Genomic DNA, 21,710 nt, shown 5'->3' on the forward strand with positions numbered 1-21,710 from the left:
CCCTTACATCGTCTGATATGTCGCACACTGCCCTCGAGCCTCCTGAATCCGGCCCCGATTTCGTCGCTGGCTTTCGCTTGATCGGTGGATCCGTTCTGGTCTTGATCGGCGTTGTACTAGCGCTCTATATCGTCACCGTCGTCATGGGCCTGATTGCCGCGGACCGACCACTCGAGTTGATCGACAAGATTGTCGTGCCCGCTGCGGAACGAGCGATCGAGCATGCCGAAGCAAAGGGTGACAACGCCAAAAATATCCATGACGTGTCTGACGACCTGAAGCGAATGATCGTGCTCGGCATCATCGCGTTTCTGATGCTGATCCCCACCATCATCGCTACCAACCTGATACACAGCGGTGTGAATTTGATGCAAGGCGACGCAGCGAAGTCGCTCAAGCAAATTGCAGCGAAGATCAATGCTCTAAATCACTGAACATGCTGTGCCGGCGGCGTGCCTCCGTCAGCGACACCGATTTGCGGTCATCGTGTGACGCCAAACCCTACTTAGTTCCCCGTCGCATTGTACAGCCGACGATCAACTGCATGACTTTCCTAATGAACGTGAAATCCCCTACGTACGCATTCTTTGGCGAGGCCGCAACACTGGCGGTTTCCGTCTTGCTCTTTGCCTTTGCCGCTTCGTCACCGCGAATTGCTTCGGCACAATCGCCAAGCAAACTAACGACTTTCATGACCGACGCGGGTTGGTGTTGGTACCAAGATCCGCGCGCTGTGATCAGCAACGACAAACTTGTCGTTGGTGGTGTGAGCGGCCAAACCGGTGACATCAAAGTGAGCGTGTTTGATTTGAAAGCGAACAAATTGCTGGGAACAAAGACGCTACACGCTCAGTTTGAATCCGACGACCACAATGTGCCTGCGTTTTACGTCCGCCCCGACGGCAGCCTGCTAGCCGTTTGGGCGAAACACGGCAACGAAAAGATTCACCACTACTGCATTTCGTCTCCTGACGATTACCTTCAATGGGGACAGCGTCAGGCTTTCAAACACGACTATCCCGATCGACCCGGCGTTACTTACCAGAACCTTCTTGTCATCGAAAACGAAGGCTTGCTCTTTAATTTCTTTCGTGATGGAAAGACGTACAATCCGACTTTCATTACGTCGGATGACGATGGAAATACTTGGCAAAACCGCACTCATTTCATTGCGGACGAAGTCGATGGACGCCATCGCCCTTACCCGCGTTATCTCCAACGCGATGCAAACACGATTGGCGTTTCGTTCACCGAAGGCCACCCTCGTAACTATGGCAACAGCCTTTACTACGCTGATTTTCGTGAAGGAGCGTTTTTCAAGGCCGATGGCACGAAGATCAAGAATCTCGACGACGGTCCCTTGATGCCGTCTGAGGCTGAGCGAATATATCAAGGCAGCGACACGACGGAAAAACCCGATGGATTTGGCAGTGTGCCCAACAGTGCCTGGACCTGTGCCACTGCGACCGATGCGATGGGGCATCCCAAGCTGGGGTACACGCTGTATCTAAGTAATGACGATCACCGTTTTCGCATGGCATCATTTGACGGGACAGGCTGGATCGATCGCGAAATCGCCTATGCCGGCACTTGTTTGTATCCGCGAGAAACCAGTTACACGGGTTTGATGACGTTCGACCCAGAAGACAGCAGCAAGGTCTTTGTCTCTAGCGATGTTGATCCGACGACCGGAGCGCATTCCGAAGGCAAGCACCAGATCTACTGTGCTACCATCACGCCAACGGACGACATTTCGTCAATCAAGTGGCAGCCGATTCAGCATGACAGCGGCATTCGTAATATTCGCCCCATGGCGCTGTCCGCGGACGGCTACAAAGTGCTGCTGTGGCTTAAAGGACCTTGGAATACGTACACCGATTACGCAACAAATGTTGTTGGCATCGTCCTGGAACGCCCCCGTTAATATGTACAATCTTTGCGTTAGCGCCGTCCGCAACTGACACCCTTCCAACGCCTGTCAGTGCTACAATAGGTGCCCCACAACCTTTCCCTTCCCACTCCATTGTGATGATATCCCTCCATGCCAAAGCTTAATCGACGACAGTTTTCGTTTGCCACCGCTGCCGCCGTCACGACGGCTACTCTGTCGCGTCCATCATTGGCCGTCAGCCCGAACGACAAATTGGGCGTATGCATTGCAGGTGTCAACAGTCGCGGCAACGAACACATTCGCGGATTTAACAAAGACCCACGCACGGAGATTCGCGCCATTGTCGATATCGACGAAAGCGTGGGCCAACAGCGAGCTGCCAAGATCAAAGAACTGCAAGGAAAGGCTCCCGAAGTATTCAAGGACGTTCGCGAGGCATTGGAATTCGATGGCATCGACATTCTCACTTGTGCGACGCCCAATCACTGGCACGCACTGATGGGTGTATGGGCCATGCAGGCGGGCAAAGACGTCTACATCGAAAAACCAATTAGCCACAACATCCACGAAGGACGTGCGCTGGTAGAAGCCGCCAAGAAATACGGCCGTATGTTCCAAACCGGTACGCAATCACGTAGCAGTTCGGCTTGTCAAGAAATGGTCAAGTTCATCGAAGACGGCGGGATCGGCGAAGTCAAGTTTGCACGTGGTCTATGCTACAAGCGACGTAAGTCAATTGGCGCTAAAGGCGACTACCCGATTCCCGAGAAAGTGGACTTCGATCTGTGGAGTGGTCCGGCGACCTACACCGATCCCAAACTGACTCGTGGTCGTTTCCACTACGATTGGCACTGGCAACGTCACTACGGCAACGGTGACCTGGGCAACCAAGGACCGCATCAAACCGACATTGCACGCTGGGGACTCGGCCTCAATCGGCACCCCAATTCCGTCGTCAGCTACGGTGGACGACTCGGTTACGACATCGAACGCGACGATCCCGCTTACGTCGACGCGGGCGACACGGCCAATACTGAAGTCTCGATCTATGACTACGGTGACAAATGCATCGTCTTCGAAACTCGCGGACTTGATGTCGCCGAATCACTTGGTGACGAAGTTGCAACCATGTTTGGCAAAGAACGTGGCAACAAAATCGGAGTCATTTTCTACGGCACCGAAGGATATGTAGCGCAAACGACGTACAGCTATTGTCGCGCATTCGATAAGAACATGAAACTGACTAAGGAGTTTCGCGCCAAGGACGTCGGCGACGCGCACTTCGCCAACTTCATTGATGCATGCCAAAGTCGCGACTACAGCACGCTAAATGCTGATGCGATGACCGGCCACCTGTCGGCAGCCGTTAGTCACCTTGGCAACATTTCGTACTACCTAGGCGAAGAAAACAAAGTCGACGCCTCCGAATTGGAAGCGACTTTGTCGAAAATCAAAAGTTTGGACGACAATTCGGCAACCCTTGCTCGAACGGTCCAACATCTCAAATCCAACCGCGTCGACCTCGACAAAACGCCAATCGCATTGGGCCCACATCTGAAATTCGACCCCAAAGCAGAAGTCTTTTTGGAGAATGCCGAAGCCAACAAAATGTTGACTCGCGAGTATCGCCAGGGATTTGAAGTGCCTGATGGCGCCAATGTCTAACCCGATTGGTTGACTGGAACTTAGTCAGCCCAGCGAATTTGTCGCTGGGCTGCGGAGTGGTTGGATCGCTCAAAGAATCCAAGTCTTCATTCGTCGTTGCTGCCGGCTAAGGGCGCAGCTACTAGCTCGGGCGCCGCTACTGTTTCAAAGCGGACGACAATCCCTTCGCAGCCGCTTCGTCCAACACGTACGTGACGTTCGCGTGCGTTTGCAGGAACGAAGCTGGGTGCGACGCGCTGACTTCTCCTTCGATAGCCAATCGAACCGCGTCGGCTTTGTCGCTGCCAAGTGCCAGCAACACGATCGCTTTGGCCTCCAGGATTGTCCCGATGCCCATCGTGATCGCTTGCTTTGGCACGTCGTCGATCGAATCAAAGAACCTGGCGTTGCTGGCGATCGTCCGTTCGGTCAAGTCGACCAGCCGCGTTCGACTGTCGGGGGCTGAACCGGGTTCGTTAAACGCAATGTGTCCGTTGTGTCCAATTCCCAATAGTTGCAAATCGATTCCGCCGGAATCCGTAATCAACTGTTCGTAACGCGAAATCTCTGCGTCGACATCAGTCGCCATACCATTGGGCAGAAACGCGTTGCGCGGATCCAGATTGACATGCGAAAACAGCTGCTGCTCCATAAAGCTCCGGTAGCTCTGGGGATGATCAGCCGCCAGCCCCACGTATTCGTCCAGATTAAAAGTCTTGGCTTCTGCAAAACTAATGAGGTCCTGTTCATAGAAACGCACCAGCTGCGCGTACATCTCAACTGGCGTTCCGCCGGTTGCCAATCCAATTTTGAGGTCGGGCCAACTATGAAGCGATGCAGCAAACAGCTTGGCAGCCCGTAACGAGGCGGCTTCCGCGTTGTCACAGATCAACACGTTTGGGTTGGGAGTGGTTGTCTCCGCTGTCGCGGGAGGGTCGCTTGACGTCATGCCATACCTTGTTCGGTGATTTCGATCGCACTGGCCAGCCACTGGGCCCACTGCCGCGTGCTGCTGCCGCGGTCACCCATCTGCTGACGCAGTTGGTCGCGTACCTCCCGGCGCACAAACACACGAACCCGTTTGACTTGATTGTCAAACTGCTGATTCGCTAGCGCTGATGCGACCGGCGAAACGTCACCCAAAGTGGACGATCGGCCATCTCGCATCACGACGTCCACATTGATGTCCACTTCCAATTTAGACGGCGGCGCGTCGATCAGTACATCGGCCGCGTGAACCGGAACACCACACTGCTGCGACAGATGGCTAGCCAGCGATTCGGCGCAAACAACCAGCCACCAGTACGGGCGTCTCGCCAGCTGCCGGTGAATCGCAGTCGTCTGCAAACCTTGTTCTGAATCCGCTTCGCTCGGAATCGCACTGAATTCTGCAACCCGTTTGTACAACTGTCGTCGCGAGCCAAATAAGCCGTTCGCGAGCGGTTCAGCGACCGACCCTTCGGCTGCCCGCGTCAGCATCGCGATCCACTCGGCGTCGACCAGCCGAAGTGACGATTGCAGGTCAAATCGATTCTGCAACAAGAACACGGCGCGTTGCAGCATTGCCGTGGCTGATCGGACCGTGTGGTGCCAGTAGACTTCGCTGAACATGACGTAGCGAGCGAAAACCATCATCTCCGCCGCCGTACGGCCTTTTTCGCCTACCGCTAACTGTCCTTTTTCCGGATGAACACAGATCGACGCGATCAATCGGTTGGTGTCAAAATTGTTGCCGTACGGGACCCCCGCGTGCAAGCTGTCGCGTTGCAAGTAATCCAGTTTGTCGACGTCGATGGGACCGCTTAAACAGCTCGCCAGAAACGTCACCGCCGGTGATTTTGATATCGGCTGCAGCAGCTCCAGCACGTCGTCGATCGTTGCGTTCCAATCTTGGTCAATGCAATCGGCGATCTCTGGTTTTCGCAGCCACTGCCCGACTCGGGATTCGTGCTCTTCCAATCCATCCAGTCGCATGTCTTCGATCGGATGGCAAAACGGCCAATGACCGACATCGTGAACCAATGCCGCGAGCACAAATGCTTCGCACATGGTTTCGTCGACCAAATTCTGAAACGCCGTGTCGGAATCAAGGCGTGCCAGCAGACGCAACGCGTTGTGGTACACCCCGAGCGAATGTTCAAAACGACTATGCATCGCGCCGGGATAGACCAGCGACACCATGCCCAACTGGCTAATCGATGCCAACCGCCGCATAGCCGCACTGTCGATGATGCGTCGCACGCGACGCGACAGCGGAACGCCATCGCTGGGCGGAATCCGAATCAGTCCACTCGCTTGATTCAGCGAGATCACTTCAGGCAGCATGCGTTTACAAACCCAGCTCTGGACGCAAACCTATCCCGACCGGTTCGACGCCGGCAAGCGTGACGCCGCTTACCACCGCCAGCAGAATGATCGCGATAAAGTACAGCCCAGCGTGGAAAAGCCCGTTTCCGATCTCAAGCTCGAAACATCCAATCGAAACCAAAGACCCCAGTCCCAGCATGATGCACAGCGTGACCCCGGCGGTTCCAAATCCAATTTCGTTTGCGTGATCCAATTCCAAAACATATGCCGGAACAAAAGCGTAGACGCTCCAGATCAGTGCAAACAAGACCGAACAAACCAGCACGCGATTGCGCAGTTCCGGACCAACGTACGGTTCGCGTTCTTGATCGTACAAAAACGAATAACCTGCCCAGACAAGTGGCGGAGCCAGCAGCAGCAGACCGGCGATCTGCGCCCACAGCGGAGTGCCTTCTTCGCCACCAGTCAATCGAAACGCCACCGCGACGGCAAAGACGGCCAAAACGGCGCCGATCGTGATAAACAGTCCCTTCTTGGTGACGTCGGTTTCTTTCCGCGCCAACGGTTTCAGCACGCTGCGGCCGCTACGATCCTTGGGCGCGCCGTCATCGGGAGCGTGAATCGTGACTTCTTCGGACTTGTCCGGAACCGAGATCTGTTTCTTGCAGTTCGGGCACGGCCCCTTCTTACCAGCAAACTTGTCGCTAACTTGGAATCGCTTCAAGCAATTCGGGCAGGTAACTTGAATCGACATTGATAACAGCGAAAAAAAGTGCGATGGGAGATAGTGTCTTGAACAACGATGACGATCTGACGGACGGTTCAAACGTTCCGCGCGATTTGCCGCGATCCGATCTGCAGCCGGACAGTTCGCAGCTAAACCAATTGCCGCCCGATAGTTTGTCGCGCAGCGATGCTCGGTCGCAACCCGCCGATCACGGACGCAGCCTAGATGGTAACGAATCTGACGCGTCGCCGTCGGCGCACGTGGTTTTGTATCATCCAGAAATTCCACAAAACACCGGCAACATTGGTCGCACCTGCGTGGCCGTCAATGCGAAACTGTGGATTGTGCGTCCAGCTGGCTTTCAGCTGGATGAAAAACGCCTGCGTCGCGCCGGTTTGGACTACTGGCAGCATCTGAAATTGGGGGATGCCAACAATTGGTCACACCTGACCGATCAATTGTCCGTTCCCCACCAAAACGGACGTTTTTTTTACTTGTCAAGATTCGCTAAACGCGAGATCTGGGAAGCGGACTTTCAACGCGGCGACGTGTTGGTTTTCGGAAGCGAATCGGGCGGACTGCCGGACCAGATTCTGGACACCGACCACGCTCACGCCCTGCGTCTGCCGACATCGGCGGATGTTCGCAGCCTTAATCTGGCAACCACCGCCGGCGTTGTCCTTTACGAACACATGCGTCAAACGCGCACTTGATCGACTGATTTTCCGAGCCAGTCGACGCGCACACGCAATTGTCCGCGCCGATTCCGGCTTGTCAAATCGGAGGCCCCACGTCGGAAGAACGGCATCAGCAGGCCGTAATCAATGGGCTGGCATCCGTAGACCCGCACCGCAGCTTTCGACAAATGCGCTCACTTCCACGCGGTCTTCTTCTCTTGCCTCGTCTGTCCCTTTCGCCATACAGTTGTAGTCCCATTCATCGACGTAGACTTTCAGCCAACCATTGCGACGGAATTTTCTCATGCGACAGTTTATTTTCGGCATGATTTGTGGGGCGGGATTGCTTTATGTTGCGATGCACTTTCACGTCGTTCGCGGCAACGATGGAGTCGTGTTGGTTCCCAAAGTCAGTAACAACCTGTCGGACGTCTACGTCGACATTCGCAACTTTGAATTGAACGACTGGAAAGAGCATAAGCCACTGGCCGCCGCGATCATGAAGAGCAGTCAGGCTCACTTGATCGAAGACTCGGCCCATCGCGCATTTGGTGATTCGATGCGCGGCCTGGTCGACGGATTGTTTCAATCATCCCAGTAGATTGGGTTGTCCCAATCATTCTCGCTGCTCGGCAACTCCGGGTGGGGACTGGACGTTAACTGGCTGTCAATTCAGTAGCGAAGAGAGCAACGCTCCGCTAGTGCCATCGAATGTGTTCTGCGTTGGGTGAATCAATGTCAACGCATCGCGGAGGCGAAGTCGGCGCCTGTGTATCTGCGCCGATGTAATTGTCGCAAGGCAATCAATCCGTATCCGCGTCATCTTCGCGCTATGTTGCGGTAGCAGCGCACTGGTCGTGCGCGTTGCAGTTTCGTGATCTTAGTGGACGATGAAGTTGACAGGCCATCGATCCGTCGACGGCCGCCTTCCTCCCAAGGCAACCGTCAAGGACACCGATGCCATGTCGTACTATCGAAACCGCTATTTTTTGCTTGGACTGTTGCTCATGCTACTGGGCGCTCAGTTCCGCATGATCGATTCATTCGTGCTGAATGAACCGACCACCAAGCTGCTCGCAAAAGTCACCAAGTCTTCGGTCGCCGAAGACACCACCGCAGGTGCGATCTTTTGGAAAGTCGCGCCCGTCGAAATGACGCGCAAACGCATTCACCCACCGCGTTGGCTTGGCTTGGCCATGATGGCAGTCGGCGCTGTGTTCAGCTTTCACGCGGTAGCACTTCCCCGATACCGCGAATAGACGTCGAACAGATTCGATCAGGATACTGGCTCAAGCAGTTCAGACGATTCCCAAGCCGCCGATGCGATGCGTGCCCTAACAGCTCGGTTCGCATTCGATGTTCCGTCGCAATCAATCCACCACTCCAATCTACGGACCCAGCAGGATGCGCAACTTTTCAAAGAGACGGCCAGATACCCTCGGCCGAATGAAACGACTGGCTCTCAACAGCATCCTGATCGCATCCTCCGCTGCAGCGATCACGGTCCCAGGATCGCTGCAAGCAGCGAATTCGTTTGACGTCTTCAACAATCCGTTGCGTGCAGAGACATCGTCGACAGAGAATCTGCGTGCTGAACCGGCTGCCCCGGCGATTCACAGTGACGATTCCCTGGCGACGTCCGATGCAATCCCGCAGGTGACGTATGGCGTAGCAACCGCCATTCCTCCGGCGTCAAACAAGCCGCCGACTTATGCCGCCCAGCAGATGCTTTCGGCGCGGATGGTGGTAACGAACCAAGTAGACCTCAAATCTGATTCGGTAAGTAACTCAGACGTCGACTTAGTCGAAAGCGATGCGCCCGGCGCTCTCGCGATTCAGGCGATTGACTTTCCACCCGCTGAGAATCAAGACGCATTGCACAGTTCACAAACGATGCAAAACACGCTGCAGTCACAGTCACTGCGTTCCACCAAGACGGTGTTGGCGATGCCGCCGACAGTCGGTCGATTTGTTCAGGACGAGAGTGTCTGGTTGTTTGTTCCGGACCAAGCGTCCAGCGCACCAACCACGCAAGCAGACGGCAGCCTCTCAATCGCGGAGCAAGCATCGCAACTACGAGTCAATCCGCGGAATACGTTTCGCCGCAAGTCCGCGGTGGATCAACTTCGGCATGCCACTCAAAATTTCGTCGAACTACTTCCCACCAATCCGTTCCGCAACGAAACGACGCCGATCGACCTTCCTGCTTCAAATGATACCGACGAGTACTTTCATTCAGCCAACACACCGGCAACTCGTTCAGTGCTGCCGGAATTTGGGATAGAACAAGCCGTCGTCGTCAACGATCTGATTCTGCAGCGAGCATTGCATACGATGCGCAAAGCCGAACTCTCTAATCAGTTGGCGTTTCACAACAGCCAACCTCCAACCGAGTCGCGTTGGGAAGTTTCCGGCGCACTATCGCTGGTCGACGGGAAGTATCAACTGTCATTGCACTCTGCCCAGCCACTTCACCGTTAGTGGGGGGAGTGGCTTCCCACATTCAATTACCTCGCGTTGAATCGCTGACGTATGCCTGCGCATCCTGGTAAGCGCAGTCAGAAACGGTTGATCGACAGTAGGTCGCGTGGTAGATTGTTTAGCACGCGAATGAGTTGTCCAAGGCAGCGCCCAAACAGGTTTTCTCGCGTCTGAAATCGGTCGGAAACGCGGAGAAATTTGGATGTATCAGTCGAGTTGGTCTCTTCAAGAAGTGGCGGACGTTGACCGGACAAAACGAGTGGCGGGAAGCGAAGTGCTCGGACTCGATGCGAGTGGTCTGGCTACCGAAATCAGCGACCTAATCGATTCATCCAGCGAAACCGCAAGCACCAACACCGTCGATGATTCGGCCACTGGCCCGCAGTTGGATTCCGTGCCTGACACAGCCAATGGTCACGGTCAATTGGAAATCGATTTCGCCGATATCCAAACGCTTAGCTCAGCTCACCTGGGCGGGTTGATCCGAGCAAATCGCGAAGCTCGCGGGATGAACGTCGCTTTGGTTTTGGTCAACGTATGTGACCCGGTCAAAGAAATCTTTTCCCTCACGCGGCTCGATCGAATGTTCACGTTCGTGGAAAAACGAGCAAATGTCAACGCGATGGCTTAGCAGGCCTGCAGGCAACGCACTTCTTTTAAGCGAACTGCTGTCACCGAAAGGTCGAAGCTGAGAGAGTCGACGCCATCGTGCAGCCCGAGAGCATCGCGGAGACCGAAAGTCTAACGCGTATCGATTCTTAACCGGCGTGCCGTTTGCGTCGAATCAGGCAGGATGAATCTGCACCGACCTGGGTTGCGGTCGACACCGGTCAATCTTTGATTGTTGGCTCTTTTTTAGACAGTTTGGTTATCTCACCGGCCTGAGCCATCCGATAGTGGCAATGCACGGCAGTCGATCAGGAGATTGGGCTAGCTGGTTGGGCGAACATCGATCGCCAAATCGTGTCCAAACTACCAGGCTTCGTGTCCACAATCGGCATGCGTGGCAAGTGCAGAGGACAAATCCAGCGTCCACGTGGCTACGCAGGAAAGAAAAGCGAGATTCGTTGCAAAAACATGCTCCAAACGCACCTTGCAACCAAATCCCTGCTCAAGTAAATTCTGCCGATCAACTAAGAGAGGTTCCAAAGCGAACCGCTCACCTATTCCCCTGTAGCTCAGTTGGTAGAGCAGGCGGCTGTTAACCGCCTTGTCAGAGGTTCGAGTCCTCTCGGGGGAGCTGGTCGTCGTCGCCGTTAGTGGCGGCGACTGGAGCCAAGTCGCGATTGGACCGGCGGTTTACGGTCTTTTGCGACTTGGCTCCTTTCTCATCCGTTGCCCTCCGCTTCGGGTTTTGTGACTCTAAATCGTCCGTTTGGGAATTGAGAGCTGCGCCTATTGCTGCGCCTTCCCCAGGCGTTTCGGCATTTGGCGTCTCGAAGATGCTTTGGGTTTCCATCGCGGCTTTGAAAGTCGCTTTCGTCGCCATCGCGTAGTGATCCATCGCGACGACAACGCTGTTGCCGCACCACTCGGTAACGTCCTCGACGGGGAACCGGGCCAGTAGTTCAGTTTCGCGGCTCGCCCTTAGGTTTTGCAGCCGCTTTGGCCACGGCTTGTGCCCAGCCCCCTCGACGATCTTTTTGAATGTCGTCCGTAGGTTTTGATCGAGGCTTCGATAGCGGGTGTCGACGTGAACGGCTCCCTCCGGAGCCGCGTCCCAGGCTTCTTCGAGATACGGACGAAGTTCGGCGAAGATCGGACAGACACGGACGCCGCCGCCTTCGTGATGCTCGACCTTCGGTTGCCGAAGCACCATGAAACCTTCGGGTACTCGCCGTGAACTTTCGCAAGGACGGCCAAGCTGGTTCCCTTCGCATTGTTCGGATCGGAGGGCAACCGGGCGTTGCGATTTTCAATGACCATCAGCCGGTCTCGGTGGTCACTCTCGCCATACGTGGCAACGCGGTGACGGAAGTTTACGTCATGCGAAATCCCGACAAGCAAAAACTCTGGCCCGAAACAGTAACGTAACAATCGTCGCCCGACAGCTCCGCCGGTCGGAATTGCAGCATACAGATCGGCGCAGCGATCCTGCGACTAGAAGCAAGGTTTATTGATGAAGACAACCGTTCTCGGCGCCACCGGTTTTATCGGGAATCGTATCGTCGAAGCGCTTCGCGAATCGGGGGCCGACGTCGTCGTCGCTTCCAGAAAAACGGGAGTGGACGCCATGACGGGCCAAGGACTTGATGAAGCAGTCTCTGGTTCGACCACCCTGATTGATGTCACCAACGCTCCGTCCTACGAAGAAGCCGAAATCTGAGCGTTCTTTGACACCGCGATGAAGAACATTTGTGCGGCGGCGGCCAAATATCACATCCAGCACTACTAGTTGTTGTCCATCGTGGGCGTGGACCGAATGGCGGACAGCCCCTATGTGCAGGGGAAGCTGATGCAGGAGAGAATCGTATCGCAGCCCGGCATCTCGTTCACCATTTTGCGAGCCACGCAGTTCTTTGAGTTCCTAAAAGTTTGCGGGCTTCTTTGAGGACAAAGGTACAATTCGTCTCCCGCCGGTGCGGAATCAGGCGTTAGCGGCTGAAGACGTGGCCGATCATGTTGTACGGCTGATCGGTCAAGACGCTCAAGATGAAGTTGTCGAACTTGCTGGCCCTGACCAATTCTAATTAATGGACATGGTGCGAAACATAATGGAAACTAAAGACGATTCCCGACCGGTAATCGAAGACCCGGCAGCGAGATACTTTGGATCGCACATTAATGAGACAGCTCTGGTTCCTTTAGGATAACACCAGATTGGACGAACAACATTTTCCGAATGGATGAACCAATTAACCAAACCAGTTTGATAACCCAACTTGATGGACAGCGAACAAACATCCATCGACGTCGCCGAACTGATTTACCCCCATACAACTCGACATTGGAGACCATTATGCAGCCAACAAAACACTTTCATCAAATACACCGACTGTTTCTACTTGGACTGTTGATTGCTGGCTCAGCGGTAATGGCATTCAGCCTAGGGCACGCTACTGCTCAGGAAACTGAAGCAAATCCGTCAACCAAAAAACCGCAAGTGAATGTCAAGGTACTGCGGCAAGATGAGTACGAAGCCAAAGTCGATGGAGAGAAAACGACGGCGACGATGCTGGAAGTCATACTTGATCCGTTGGCGGGCAGCCCACCGCACCGACATCCAGGGCCACTCTGCGGGTACGTGATCGAAGGCACGTTTGAATTCCAAGTCGAGGGCGGGCCGCTTCGCACACTGAAAGCAGGCGACGCATTCTACGAACCCAAAATGATCTTACATCAAGTTGGTCGCAATCCGGACAACAAGACGCGCACACGTGTCCTCGCCACAATCGTGCATCCATCGGACGCTGAGTCGCTAGTAATCCTTGAGCCTCAGCACGAGCAGGCTAGTTTGTCCACCGAAACCTTTGACGCTCCTAAGTCATTGTCATCGTGGTCAGCAAAATCTTCTTCGGGTGAGGATGTTCCTTTGCAACAACTCGCCGGCAATCCATTCGTGTTGGCGATGTTTCGTGGACACGGTTGCTACCACTGTGTCGAGCAACTGAAGGCTTTAGAGCAGGCTGAAGAAAACTTTCGGGAGCAAGGGATTCGGATTGTCGCAATCTCCAGCGAGTCGGTGATCGAAATGAACGCAGCCCTTGCCAAAAAGCCGCTGCCCTTTACCGTCCTTTCGGACATAGAATCGACTCTTGCCAAGTCTTTAGGGTCAGAGAGAATTGACAACTGGCACGGGCTGCTGATCGTTGACTCAAAAGGTAAGGCTCACGCACTGATAAGCGGATCGGCTCCCATGATGGATTGCGAAAAAATTCTCGCCACCACACAGTCGCTTGGATTGACGGGAGAAAAACTGGCCAGTCATCCAATTGGCAATGCACGATTAAGTTCGCTGATAAAGAAACAAGCTGCTGAGTCTCCGGAAACCTGCGCCGTGCCCACGACCCCAAGCAAGGCGGCAGCAACGCAAACGACTCCATCTAACCTTACCTATGCGGCCCAACCGAAACCTCTCGTTCCAGATTTGCCAATCGTCGGGCTGCTGATCTACGATCATGTGTTGCAAACGGAAATCACAGCCCCCAGCGACGTGTTTAGCAAGCACTCGGAAGACGGCAAGCAAATGTTCAACGTGATTACGATCGCGGCTTCTTACGATTTGATTGAAACCGAAGAGGGCCTGAAACTGTTTCCCGATTACACTTTTGAGAACGCGCCGAAACTGGACGTGATCGTTGTCCCCAGTGCCTACGACATGTCAGCGCGAGTCAAAGATGAGCGGCTCGTGCAGTTCATCCAAAGTCAAAACGGGAATACCAAATTCACGGTCAGCAATTGCGGCGGCGCGTCATTGATTGGCGAGTCCGGTATTGCCAAAGGAAAGAAAATCGTGACTTGGATCGGCGGTGGCAAAGACCTGCAAGAATCCTATCCTCAGTTGAAGGTGCAGGACGACGCGAACGTGAGCTATGTTGAGGACGGAAAATTTCTCTCGTCCAACGGCAATCTCGCTTCGTACATTTCATCGTTGGAACTACTTGAAAAGTTGACGAGCAAGTCGCATCGGAAATTCGTAGAGTCCTATCTCTATCTTGAAAGGCTAACTGGCTGGGACAAATCGCGAAGTCAGCCCGAATAGCCACATGACCACTGGCGTGAACAAGTCCACGCAATCTCCCACGCGATCTGTGCAAACGAGTAGAACCGTTTTCAAAAGAAGGTGAAAAAACTTTCTGCAACACCGCCCCGCTTCGCTCAACGCCAATCCATTCGCCTCCGCTGCATTGATTTGCAGGCCGATTCGAGGCACTTGAACCAATAAACCTCCATGCAATCCTGAGTGTCAGTTAGGACGTTCAGTTGACTCGCATGGAGGTTTTTTGATGTGTCGCGTTTCTCTCACTCTATTCGCAGTTGTTTCTTTAGGCGTTGCAATCCACGCCAACGACGACTCGGCAGATCGCGTGTTGCGTGCGTCGTGTCGCATCTTCGCAGGCAATGCCCGAGGCAGTGGAGTCATCTTCGATACCGACGAGGACAGCTACCACGTTCTGACAAACGCACACGTCGTCGGCAGAATCGGCAACCGAGTGAGTCTTGAGTTTGAGCATTCGGGTTATCGGTCCGGGAGGATTCCAGGCCGCGTGGTTCGTTCGCATAACGCCCGCAACACTTCGATTGATTTGGCGATTGTCGAACTTCCGCGTTCGGAGTTCCCCGGGCCGATGCCCGTCGTGCCGCTTGCAGGTGTTGGCTTCAAGGAGGAAACGCCAACCGTGCTGACGTGCGGAGCCCAAGGAGGGGCCGCCGTCAGCCTGCAACGTGGTCACATTGTTCGGCGGACACGAAGCTTGATCTACTACAAGCCCGAAGCGTTGCCCGGTCGATCGGGCTCGCCATTGTTCAACGAATCCGGTTCGCACATCATCGGCTTGGTCGCATGGAGAACCGGCGACGGTCACGGCTTGGCAGTGAATGCCGCCGTCGTTCGCTCGTTCGTCGGCGGCGAAGTCGCGGACGCCGAAACCGCATTACCCGACGACGCCATTCCCCTGTGGCAACCTCGTGTGCGTCTCATCTTGGTCACGTCCAAAGGATGCCAACCCTGCGAACTGCAAAAGCAATCCATGCCCGATGACGTTCGCTACGAAACGCTCGACATCACGAAAGCAAACGCCAAGGGCTACAACATCCGCGTGACACCAACGCTGATGGTCTTTGTCGATGGAAACCTCGAACACACCACAAGCGGTCTACTTCGCGGCGACCGCTTGCGAGCGTTCTTATATCGCTGGGGAATCACCGACAACGACACCCAGCCCGACGACGCCGACTTCAATCCCTGGAGCAATCCCCGCCGCTGGGAACGTGGCCCGATCCGCGACCGCATCGACAATGCCAAAGACCGCTTCGCATGGTGGCTCCTCGCCAAATGGCTCGGGTTCGCCACTGGCGGAGTAGCAGTCGTGTTTCCCTGGTTGTTCTTTATCTATCGAGCGTTACGCAAGCTGCGTGTCGCAGAAACAGGCAGACGTGTAGCCAGCAAACCCAGAAAACGAAAGCTTCGATCGAAACCGCTACGAAAAACCACGGGTCGAGGCAACCTATCGGCAACAAAACACTCGCGATAGCAACCTGAAAGCGACGCCAGAAATGCCGGACTCTCCTATTTCTTGCCTGGCTTCATGGGGCAAGTGTTTGAGCGGAAGTCGTACGGACCTGCTGAAAACGTAGCCAGGCTGATGTAACAGCAATCTCTTGATCGTTACAATGTTTTCCGTAGGAGACGCTCGCGAATATTTCCCACAATGCCTTTGTGTCATGCCCGATAGTTACGATCTAACCCAACTGAACAGTAGTGCCTTCGAGCATATGGTTAACGCAATTGCAATGCGAGAGCTTGGAACAGGTCATACTGGCTTTGGTCCAGGTGCTGATGGAGGACGAGACGGTTATTTCGAGGGACGTTCCCCATATCCAAGTGACGAGGAACAGTGGGAGGGCATTTGGTACATACAATCGAAGTTTCACAAGCCCTCCCTTGGAACCGATCCCCAGAAATGGATCCAAAAACAATTGAAGGGAGAGATCAAGCAATTTACCGAGTCGCCCGTTCGCGAATGGCCGAACAACTGGATTATTGCGACAAATATTGATCCTTCAGGTGTGCCGGAGACTGGATCATTTGATGTGCTGAAAGAGCTGGTTTCAGAGGCGAACGAGCTGCTTGCGTCAAAGTTCCATGTTTGGGGCGGCAAGAAAATCCTAGACCTTCTTGCAAAGTATCCGGATATTCGCGACGAATACGGGCATTTCCTTACACCAGGGCATGTTCTGACTGAGCTAATGAGATCGTTTGGCGACGAAAAAGCGCATGTTGAAGAGGTAATTCGTGAGCTTGTTGTTCCGGTCTTCAAAGATGAGATTCATACAAAGCTCGATCAGGCAGGAAGCGACAATGATTCAAGGCCTGGAATTCACAAGCTCTTCATTGACCTACCGTACTTGGCACACACTCCCGGACAAAGCCAGCATTTCCCTTCACAAGGCACAGTGCTCGATGGCCTTTCTAGGGCTTCAAATAGGAACCACGGATCAAAAGCAAGTTTGCCATCTGGAAAGAAATGGCTCAATTGGCTAGCGCAGCCAGAACGTTCTTCCGTATGGTTTGTGATTGGTGGCCCGGGTCAAGGCAAGTCAACGCTCGGTCAGTATTACTGTCAGATTCAACGGGCAGCGATAATCCTCGATGGTGCAATAGACCAAATCCACTCGTCAACTGTGGAGCTTGCAGAAGAAGTTCGTGAAGCTGCCATCGAGGGTGATGTTTGGCCAACCTCCCCTCGAATTCCTGTGGCGATCGAACTCCGAGAGTACTCGCATTGGCTTGCACGACGTGAAGCAGATGATGCGAAAGGTTTGCTCACCTATGTCGCGTCAATTCTGACGAATTCTCTTGAGAAGGACGTGAACCCAGGACTTCTCCAGCGAGCCCTTGCCAAAGGTGCTTGGTTCTTCGCGTTTGACGGATTAGATGAAGTACCTGGCGACACCAAGGCCATGGTAGCACGCGAGATCCAACACTTCGTTGAGGAGATTGCCGTGCGAAACAACTGTGACTTGCAATCGCTATGCACGTCGCGGCCACAAGGCTACTCCGGAGAGTTTAATGAAATTCAATGTGCGACAATTCGACTTCGACATTTGCACCCAGAAGAGGCGTTCCTTTGTGCGAAACCTGTGTTGTGTATCGGACGATCGAAGGATGACATCACACGATCGGAGAAAATTCTTGAATCGGCATTGAAATCACCAGCGGTCCAAGACCTTATGAAGACTCCTCTTCAGTCACACATTATGGCGGTTGTGGTGCGAGATGGAAATAAACCACCAGAACGGCGGTGGCAGCTGTTCAACAACTTCTACGAGGTAATACGCCGACGAGAAGCGAACAAGGAACTTGCAGACCCGGACGTTGCAAAGCTACTTAGAGAAAATGAAAACCTTCTTCGGTCAATCCACAACCGGCTCGGTTTTGTGTTGCACGCGGAGGCGGAGTCTGCGTCAGGTGCGACAACAAGTTTGAGTCGTGAGCGGTTCAGGGGCCTTGCCGAGAAAGTCGTCAATCAAATGTTGGACGATGACGGCGATCAAATGGTGAACACTCTGATGGAGGCGACTACAAATCGTCTCGTTTTGGTTAACACTCCTGACGATGGCGAATACTTGCGGTTCGATGTTCGACAGCTGCAAGAGTTTTTTGCAGCTGAGTACATCTACGAATCAGTTGTTGCGGGTGACCTACAAGATCGTCTGCAGATTATTTTCGGAGATTCTCATTGGCGAGAAGTCAGCCATTTCGTATTGAGTGCTTTGATCGAGAATAAGCGACAGACTGAACTCGCAGTCGCGATTGATGTTCTTAGGTCTTTAGATGGCGTTGACCCAGGAGCTCTTCGCCTCACGGATAGACGACTTGGCCGCGGCGCACTTGCTGCGAGTCGTTTGATTGAGGAAGGCGTTTTGGAGCAAGACAAACGCGTGCGTCAAGGCTTCCGTTCTTGTTTCGATGCAGCGTGCTCGTTTACATCTATGGATTCGTCCACGAGTCTTGCGAGCGTGGTCCAACCTAGGTCGCGCACTTGGTTAGTCAATTATCTAGTCGATGAACTAAAAGAAAGAGCCGAGTCGGAATCAATTGGTGCGTATGCCTTGCTGTTCGGCATGCTTGATCCGCAGGATGAAAAATGGGAATGGTTCTCGGCTCGTTTTAGACGAGCAAGCAGTCACTTCCAAGATGCTGTTTTTGCCTGTTTTCGGACTTATGTCAACGAGAATGCAAAGATTCGTTCCGAGAAGGCGACGATTCTCATTGAACGCATGATTGGAGACTCGTGGACCACACTGTCCGCGAGTACTCTTGAGTGTATTTGCTCGCTTCTTGGTCAATCAAGCGAATCGCTAGAGGATCTGGCGGGTTCGATGGGCCTTTCGGATCCAGAGCTTCGACTTCTTCGAATTCTTGTTGAGTCAGGAACGCACCCGACTCGTCGATCTCGGCATCATCGCACCCCGGTAGACGAGAACTGTGACCTAGTTCAGCACGGACCAGTTGCCTGCCTGTATGCAGCAGCAGATTGGTCAACTGAAATAGTACCAGAGTGCGATAAAACAGAGAGCACGAGAGGCTTCTTAGGTTTCCTTTCGTCTTTGGAAAGATTTGCTTCGTATCGTAACAAGGAAACTTTCGTTGCGGCACTCACAAAGGCGGAACTGGTCGGATGGGCAATGTTTCGAGAGGTTCCATCTGAGATACGCTGTCAGTTTCCCGCACTCGAATGCAATTCTGATCTGGCGGAACTTATAGAACAGCTTGATGACCTGGATGACAGCCAATTTCTTCGGTGTTTGTCTGAACGAAAAATTGGGAACTTTAGACTGAAACGCTGGGCTTCTTCCTTTCAATTTGATCCAGGTAAACCGATTGCTGATTTCGTGTCGCTTGTCAAAGAGCGTCCGGCTGTAGCAATGCAGGTGTGGTTTGGCGGACTTCTTGAAGAGCGATTTGGCATGGATTTTGATAAACAGAAGAGCGGTTGCCAAGACGTTCTAAACGCCTTTCAACACGCCGTTAGTGAGTGTGTTTCCCCCTTCTTCGTGGCTCCTGGACTGTGGGGGCGAATGATAGATTCTTTACCAGATCCAGACGCGTTCCGGGAAGAACTCACCGCTAATTGCATGTTATGTACGACTAGCTATGCAGCGTTTATTGCACCTGAAATGTACCCATTTCGACTTCGTTTACCAAACGAATCGAAGCTACTTCCACACTTAGCAAATTCGGTAATTGGTTTGCTTAACCACCGGCGTTCGGGTGCCCCTGGTGAGGAAGCATCCAAGCACGCTGCGAAGGTCGCTAAGTCCTATGCTGAGCTCGACCAGCTCGGTTGCCTTGTGGAGTCCATGAACGCGTCAGATCCGGAAAAGTTGGCTGCGGTCTTACTTCAAGTAGTTATCAATGGTGAGCTTGATTTCCTTATCGAGAAGGAGTCGTTGGTAGTAAATACCCTCAGCGGTCCAAACACTGCATCAGCGCGTTCCATTGCCGGCCTAATCAGGGCTTTCGGTAGTTACGCAAATGACGATCACCGGGGTTTTGCTGGAAAGATTCTTGAGACAGTGCGAGACAACTACGGAGTTAGGAGGATTGTTGAACAGGCAGTTTGTTCATGGCGTGAAAAGCCGACTTCCCCGCTTCAGCGATCCGGGAAGCTGCCTGATTGGCTCGACGGAACCGAGTAAAGCAGTCCATCTAAACAAGACACAATTCAGGCACGCCTACAAGAGTTTCCTAGGGGTGGCGGTATGGCGTGCAGCCGTTTTGCCGTCGACGCTTTCACCGGGGGTTGGAAGCACCGCTTGTCACACCGCCAAACCCCGGCTCGCTCGTTCCTCACTGCAGATACGTCACGCGACGGCTCCGCATTCTAGCGTGACGATGCTCGGGAGCATCTTCCGTGCGGCCGGCCTTTAGAGCCCGGTTCAGGCTGTCCGCAAGCGGTTAGCCACTTCTTTCGAGGGTCAAAGTCACTCGGCAGGCCACCGCTGCGTTCGTCCGTTCCGGTCGTCCGCTCGGGACTCGTTGGTGTTCGTGCTTTCGCACGTTTACTCGATCGTGCTTCTTACCGGCCTGTGGTTCTCTTTGGTGGTTTGGTCTAGTGTGGACCAGGACTGCACGAGCGTGCGTAGTGTGGAATCTTCCATTGCCGATGAGCCCACTGCACCGAAAATAGCACCACCACCTAGGCAAACCTCGGGTTTCCCTGGTGTTTTGCGAGGTTGTGCGTCTCCTGCCGGGGGAGCTATTTGGCTGAGTATTCGGTTCGATGTCTGTGTGCTTTGTCCAGTGGTTGTGTCATTGGTCGTTCCTGAAAACGGTGCTTGAATTTTCGGGTTGCCGCTGCTAACCAACTTCGTTGAGAATTCGGCCTGCCTGGGCGTCGACGTCTGATTGGCACGCTGGAACGTGGGATAGGTTTTCAGCTTGTCGAAGTGAATGTGACAGGCTGGAAGCTTATCCCACTGCACTTTCGAGGTACCGGTTAGGAATGCATGACTTGGCCGCCATCGATGTTGATCGTTTGGCCGGTGATATTGCGGGCGGCGTCGGATGCTAAGAACAGAGTCACCGCGGCGATCTCATCAAGCTCTTGCCAGCGTCCCAAGGGAGCCACTTTTTCGATTTTGTCGGCCGCCCATTCTTCGTAGGTCGGTTGCTCCTTTGCCGAAGAGCCACGAAAACTGGATTTCCAAACGGACTGATTCAGATCCGTCTTTACCATCCCAGGTGCGATCGCATTGACGCGTACGCCGAAGGGCGCCAGATCCTTTGCTGCACACTGTGCGAAATTGATCAACGCCGCCTTCGACGCGCTGTAGGGAGGATCCGTTTGAGAACCAATTTGTCCCGCGACGGAAGTAAAGAAACACATGCTCCCGCGACCGCGATCGGCTAGCCCCGGCGCGAATGCGTGCGCGACATTGACGGCTCCGATCAAGTTGACCTCCAAAACACGCTGCCACTGGGCCGGAGGAACGTTCCAAAACGGAAACCCGCAATGTCCACTTCCGACCCCTACGGTAAAGACGACATGCGAAACGTCACCACACTCGCTGGCAAGCTTTTCGACTTGTTCCAAACGGGTAACGTCAACCACTCTGCTTGTCATTCCAGCTGGCGACTTTTCCAACGCACGGTCGTCCGCATCAGCGGCGAGAACGGAACTGCCCGCATCGAGAAATGCATCCGCGACCGCTCGCCCAATCCCGTGAGCGGCACCGATGACGACCACTTTGTTCACGATTAGTTCAGTTTCCATTTTGCGACCTTCTGTTTCTTGCTCATACACAGTTCGTTAGC

At 53.8% G+C, this 21,710-nt stretch carries 19 protein-coding genes and 1 tRNA gene; 14 read left to right on the forward strand and 6 right to left on the reverse strand.

Features of this window, described 5'->3' with window-relative positions; translation table 11 throughout:
* The first annotated feature begins 17 nt into the window (after positions 1-17).
* From K239x_RS13690 to K239x_RS13700, 3 genes are all read left to right on the forward strand, one after another.
* The gene (locus tag K239x_RS13690; protein WP_145418611.1) at positions 18-434 is read left to right on the forward strand and encodes a hypothetical protein; all 417 of its coding nucleotides are present in this window, start codon (positions 18-20) and stop codon (positions 432-434) included.
* Positions 435-562: 128 nt separating this feature from the next.
* The gene (locus tag K239x_RS13695; RefSeq protein WP_419190027.1) at positions 563-1,924 is read left to right on the forward strand and encodes a BNR-4 repeat-containing protein; all 1,362 of its coding nucleotides are present in this window, start codon (positions 563-565) and stop codon (positions 1,922-1,924) included.
* Between the two features lie 117 nt (positions 1,925-2,041).
* On the forward strand, positions 2,042-3,556 hold the full coding sequence (locus K239x_RS13700; protein WP_145418613.1) for a Gfo/Idh/MocA family protein: 1,515 nt from the start codon (positions 2,042-2,044) through the stop codon (positions 3,554-3,556).
* A gap of 136 nt (positions 3,557-3,692) precedes the next feature.
* On the opposite strand, the gene nagB is transcribed toward K239x_RS13700, so the two are convergent.
* Genes nagB through K239x_RS13715 form a run of 3 tightly spaced genes read right to left on the reverse strand, consistent with a single transcriptional unit; the run spans position 3,693 to position 6,596 of the window.
* Positions 3,693-4,484, reverse strand: coding sequence for a glucosamine-6-phosphate deaminase (gene nagB, locus K239x_RS13705; protein WP_145418614.1), 792 nt, complete (start codon positions 4,482-4,484; stop codon positions 3,693-3,695).
* Positions 4,481-5,860 (reverse strand): HD domain-containing protein, encoded by a 1,380-nt coding sequence (locus K239x_RS13710; RefSeq protein WP_145418615.1) that lies wholly within the window; start codon positions 5,858-5,860, stop codon positions 4,481-4,483. The genes nagB and K239x_RS13710 overlap by 4 nt, the downstream gene beginning before the upstream one ends.
* A gap of 4 nt (positions 5,861-5,864) precedes the next feature.
* Positions 5,865-6,596, reverse strand: coding sequence for a hypothetical protein (locus K239x_RS13715; protein WP_145418616.1), 732 nt, complete (start codon positions 6,594-6,596; stop codon positions 5,865-5,867).
* A gap of 23 nt (positions 6,597-6,619) precedes the next feature.
* On the opposite strand from K239x_RS13715, the gene K239x_RS13720 reads away from it, so the two are divergent.
* Complete coding sequence (locus K239x_RS13720; protein ID WP_145418617.1) at positions 6,620-7,282, forward strand: tRNA (cytidine(34)-2'-O)-methyltransferase; 663 nt, start codon at positions 6,620-6,622, stop codon at positions 7,280-7,282.
* Between the two features lie 108 nt (positions 7,283-7,390).
* On the opposite strand, the gene K239x_RS28635 is transcribed toward K239x_RS13720, so the two are convergent.
* Positions 7,391-7,552 carry a hypothetical protein gene (locus K239x_RS28635; RefSeq protein ID WP_419190028.1) on the reverse strand — a complete coding sequence of 54 codons (162 nt, stop codon included), beginning with the start codon at positions 7,550-7,552 and terminating at the stop codon, positions 7,391-7,393.
* On the opposite strand from K239x_RS28635, the gene K239x_RS13725 reads away from it, so the two are divergent.
* The 5 genes from K239x_RS13725 (at position 7,551) to K239x_RS13745 (ending at position 10,967) form a co-directional block, all read left to right on the forward strand.
* A complete protein-coding gene (locus K239x_RS13725) occupies positions 7,551-7,847 on the forward strand; it encodes a hypothetical protein (protein WP_145418618.1) in 297 nt (98 codons plus the stop codon). The genes K239x_RS28635 and K239x_RS13725 overlap by 2 nt on opposite strands.
* A gap of 289 nt (positions 7,848-8,136) precedes the next feature.
* Positions 8,137-8,505, forward strand: coding sequence for a hypothetical protein (locus tag K239x_RS13730; RefSeq protein WP_419190029.1), 369 nt, complete (start codon positions 8,137-8,139; stop codon positions 8,503-8,505).
* 187 nt (positions 8,506-8,692) lie between these two features.
* Complete coding sequence (locus K239x_RS13735; protein ID WP_145418619.1) at positions 8,693-9,727, forward strand: hypothetical protein; 1,035 nt, start codon at positions 8,693-8,695, stop codon at positions 9,725-9,727.
* A gap of 202 nt (positions 9,728-9,929) precedes the next feature.
* Positions 9,930-10,358, forward strand: a complete 429-nt coding sequence (locus tag K239x_RS13740; RefSeq protein ID WP_145418620.1) for an STAS domain-containing protein — start codon at positions 9,930-9,932, stop codon at positions 10,356-10,358.
* A 536-nt stretch (positions 10,359-10,894) separates the two neighbouring features.
* Positions 10,895-10,967, forward strand: a tRNA-Asn gene (locus K239x_RS13745).
* Here K239x_RS13745 and K239x_RS13750 read toward each other — a convergent pair.
* Complete coding sequence (locus K239x_RS13750; protein WP_145418621.1) at positions 10,941-11,546, reverse strand: hypothetical protein; 606 nt, start codon at positions 11,544-11,546, stop codon at positions 10,941-10,943. The genes K239x_RS13745 and K239x_RS13750 overlap by 27 nt on opposite strands.
* 20 nt (positions 11,547-11,566) lie before the next feature.
* Between K239x_RS13750 and K239x_RS13755 the strand changes: the two genes are divergently transcribed.
* The 5 genes from K239x_RS13755 to K239x_RS13775 all read left to right on the forward strand — a co-directional run bounded on the left by K239x_RS13755 (position 11,567) and on the right by K239x_RS13775 (position 20,092).
* Complete coding sequence (locus K239x_RS13755) at positions 11,567-11,761, forward strand: hypothetical protein (protein WP_145418622.1); 195 nt, start codon at positions 11,567-11,569, stop codon at positions 11,759-11,761.
* An 85-nt stretch (positions 11,762-11,846) separates the two neighbouring features.
* The gene (locus K239x_RS13760; protein ID WP_145418623.1) at positions 11,847-12,053 is read left to right on the forward strand and encodes an NAD-dependent epimerase/dehydratase family protein; all 207 of its coding nucleotides are present in this window, start codon (positions 11,847-11,849) and stop codon (positions 12,051-12,053) included.
* A gap of 777 nt (positions 12,054-12,830) precedes the next feature.
* On the forward strand, positions 12,831-14,429 hold the full coding sequence (locus K239x_RS13765) for a redoxin domain-containing protein (protein ID WP_419190030.1): 1,599 nt from the start codon (positions 12,831-12,833) through the stop codon (positions 14,427-14,429).
* A 244-nt stretch (positions 14,430-14,673) separates the two neighbouring features.
* Positions 14,674-15,921, forward strand: coding sequence for a trypsin-like peptidase domain-containing protein (locus K239x_RS13770; protein ID WP_145418625.1), 1,248 nt, complete (start codon positions 14,674-14,676; stop codon positions 15,919-15,921).
* Between the two features lie 190 nt (positions 15,922-16,111).
* The gene (locus K239x_RS13775; protein WP_145418626.1) at positions 16,112-20,092 is read left to right on the forward strand and encodes an NACHT domain-containing protein; all 3,981 of its coding nucleotides are present in this window, start codon (positions 16,112-16,114) and stop codon (positions 20,090-20,092) included.
* Between the two features lie 800 nt (positions 20,093-20,892).
* Here the strand turns inward: K239x_RS13775 and K239x_RS13780 are convergent.
* Entirely contained in the window at positions 20,893-21,669 is a 777-nt protein-coding gene (locus K239x_RS13780) for an SDR family NAD(P)-dependent oxidoreductase (protein WP_145418627.1), read from the reverse strand.
* Positions 21,670-21,710: the final 41 nt, after the last annotated feature.

It is taken from the genome of Stieleria marina, assembly GCA_007741555.1.
Classification (GTDB): domain Bacteria; phylum Planctomycetota; class Planctomycetia; order Pirellulales; family Pirellulaceae; genus K23-9.

Bases quoted from the DNA above. Each gene is read 5' to 3' on its own strand.
- nagB (WP_145418614.1), bottom strand. From the start codon at position 4,484: ATGACGTCAAGCGACCCTCCCGCGACAGCGGAGACAACCACTCCCAAC.
- K239x_RS13690 (WP_145418611.1), top strand. From the start codon at position 18: ATGTCGCACACTGCCCTCGAGCCTCCTGAATCCGGCCCCGATTTCGTC.
- K239x_RS13780 (WP_145418627.1), bottom strand. From the start codon at position 21,669: ATGGAAACTGAACTAATCGTGAACAAAGTGGTCGTCATCGGTGCCGCT.
- K239x_RS13760 (WP_145418623.1), top strand. From the start codon at position 11,847: ATGAAGACAACCGTTCTCGGCGCCACCGGTTTTATCGGGAATCGTATC.
- K239x_RS13750 (WP_145418621.1), bottom strand. From the start codon at position 11,546: ATGGTGCTTCGGCAACCGAAGGTCGAGCATCACGAAGGCGGCGGCGTC.
- K239x_RS13740 (WP_145418620.1), top strand. From the start codon at position 9,930: ATGTATCAGTCGAGTTGGTCTCTTCAAGAAGTGGCGGACGTTGACCGG.
- K239x_RS13710 (WP_145418615.1), bottom strand. From the start codon at position 5,860: ATGCTGCCTGAAGTGATCTCGCTGAATCAAGCGAGTGGACTGATTCGG.
- K239x_RS13720 (WP_145418617.1), top strand. From the start codon at position 6,620: ATGGGAGATAGTGTCTTGAACAACGATGACGATCTGACGGACGGTTCA.
- K239x_RS13770 (WP_145418625.1), top strand. From the start codon at position 14,674: ATGTGTCGCGTTTCTCTCACTCTATTCGCAGTTGTTTCTTTAGGCGTT.
- K239x_RS13730 (WP_419190029.1), top strand. From the start codon at position 8,137: ATGAAGTTGACAGGCCATCGATCCGTCGACGGCCGCCTTCCTCCCAAG.
- K239x_RS13725 (WP_145418618.1), top strand. From the start codon at position 7,551: ATGCGACAGTTTATTTTCGGCATGATTTGTGGGGCGGGATTGCTTTAT.
- K239x_RS13735 (WP_145418619.1), top strand. From the start codon at position 8,693: ATGAAACGACTGGCTCTCAACAGCATCCTGATCGCATCCTCCGCTGCA.
- K239x_RS28635 (WP_419190028.1), bottom strand. From the start codon at position 7,552: ATGAGAAAATTCCGTCGCAATGGTTGGCTGAAAGTCTACGTCGATGAA.
- K239x_RS13775 (WP_145418626.1), top strand. From the start codon at position 16,112: ATGCCCGATAGTTACGATCTAACCCAACTGAACAGTAGTGCCTTCGAG.
- K239x_RS13715 (WP_145418616.1), bottom strand. From the start codon at position 6,596: ATGTCGATTCAAGTTACCTGCCCGAATTGCTTGAAGCGATTCCAAGTT.
- K239x_RS13700 (WP_145418613.1), top strand. From the start codon at position 2,042: ATGCCAAAGCTTAATCGACGACAGTTTTCGTTTGCCACCGCTGCCGCC.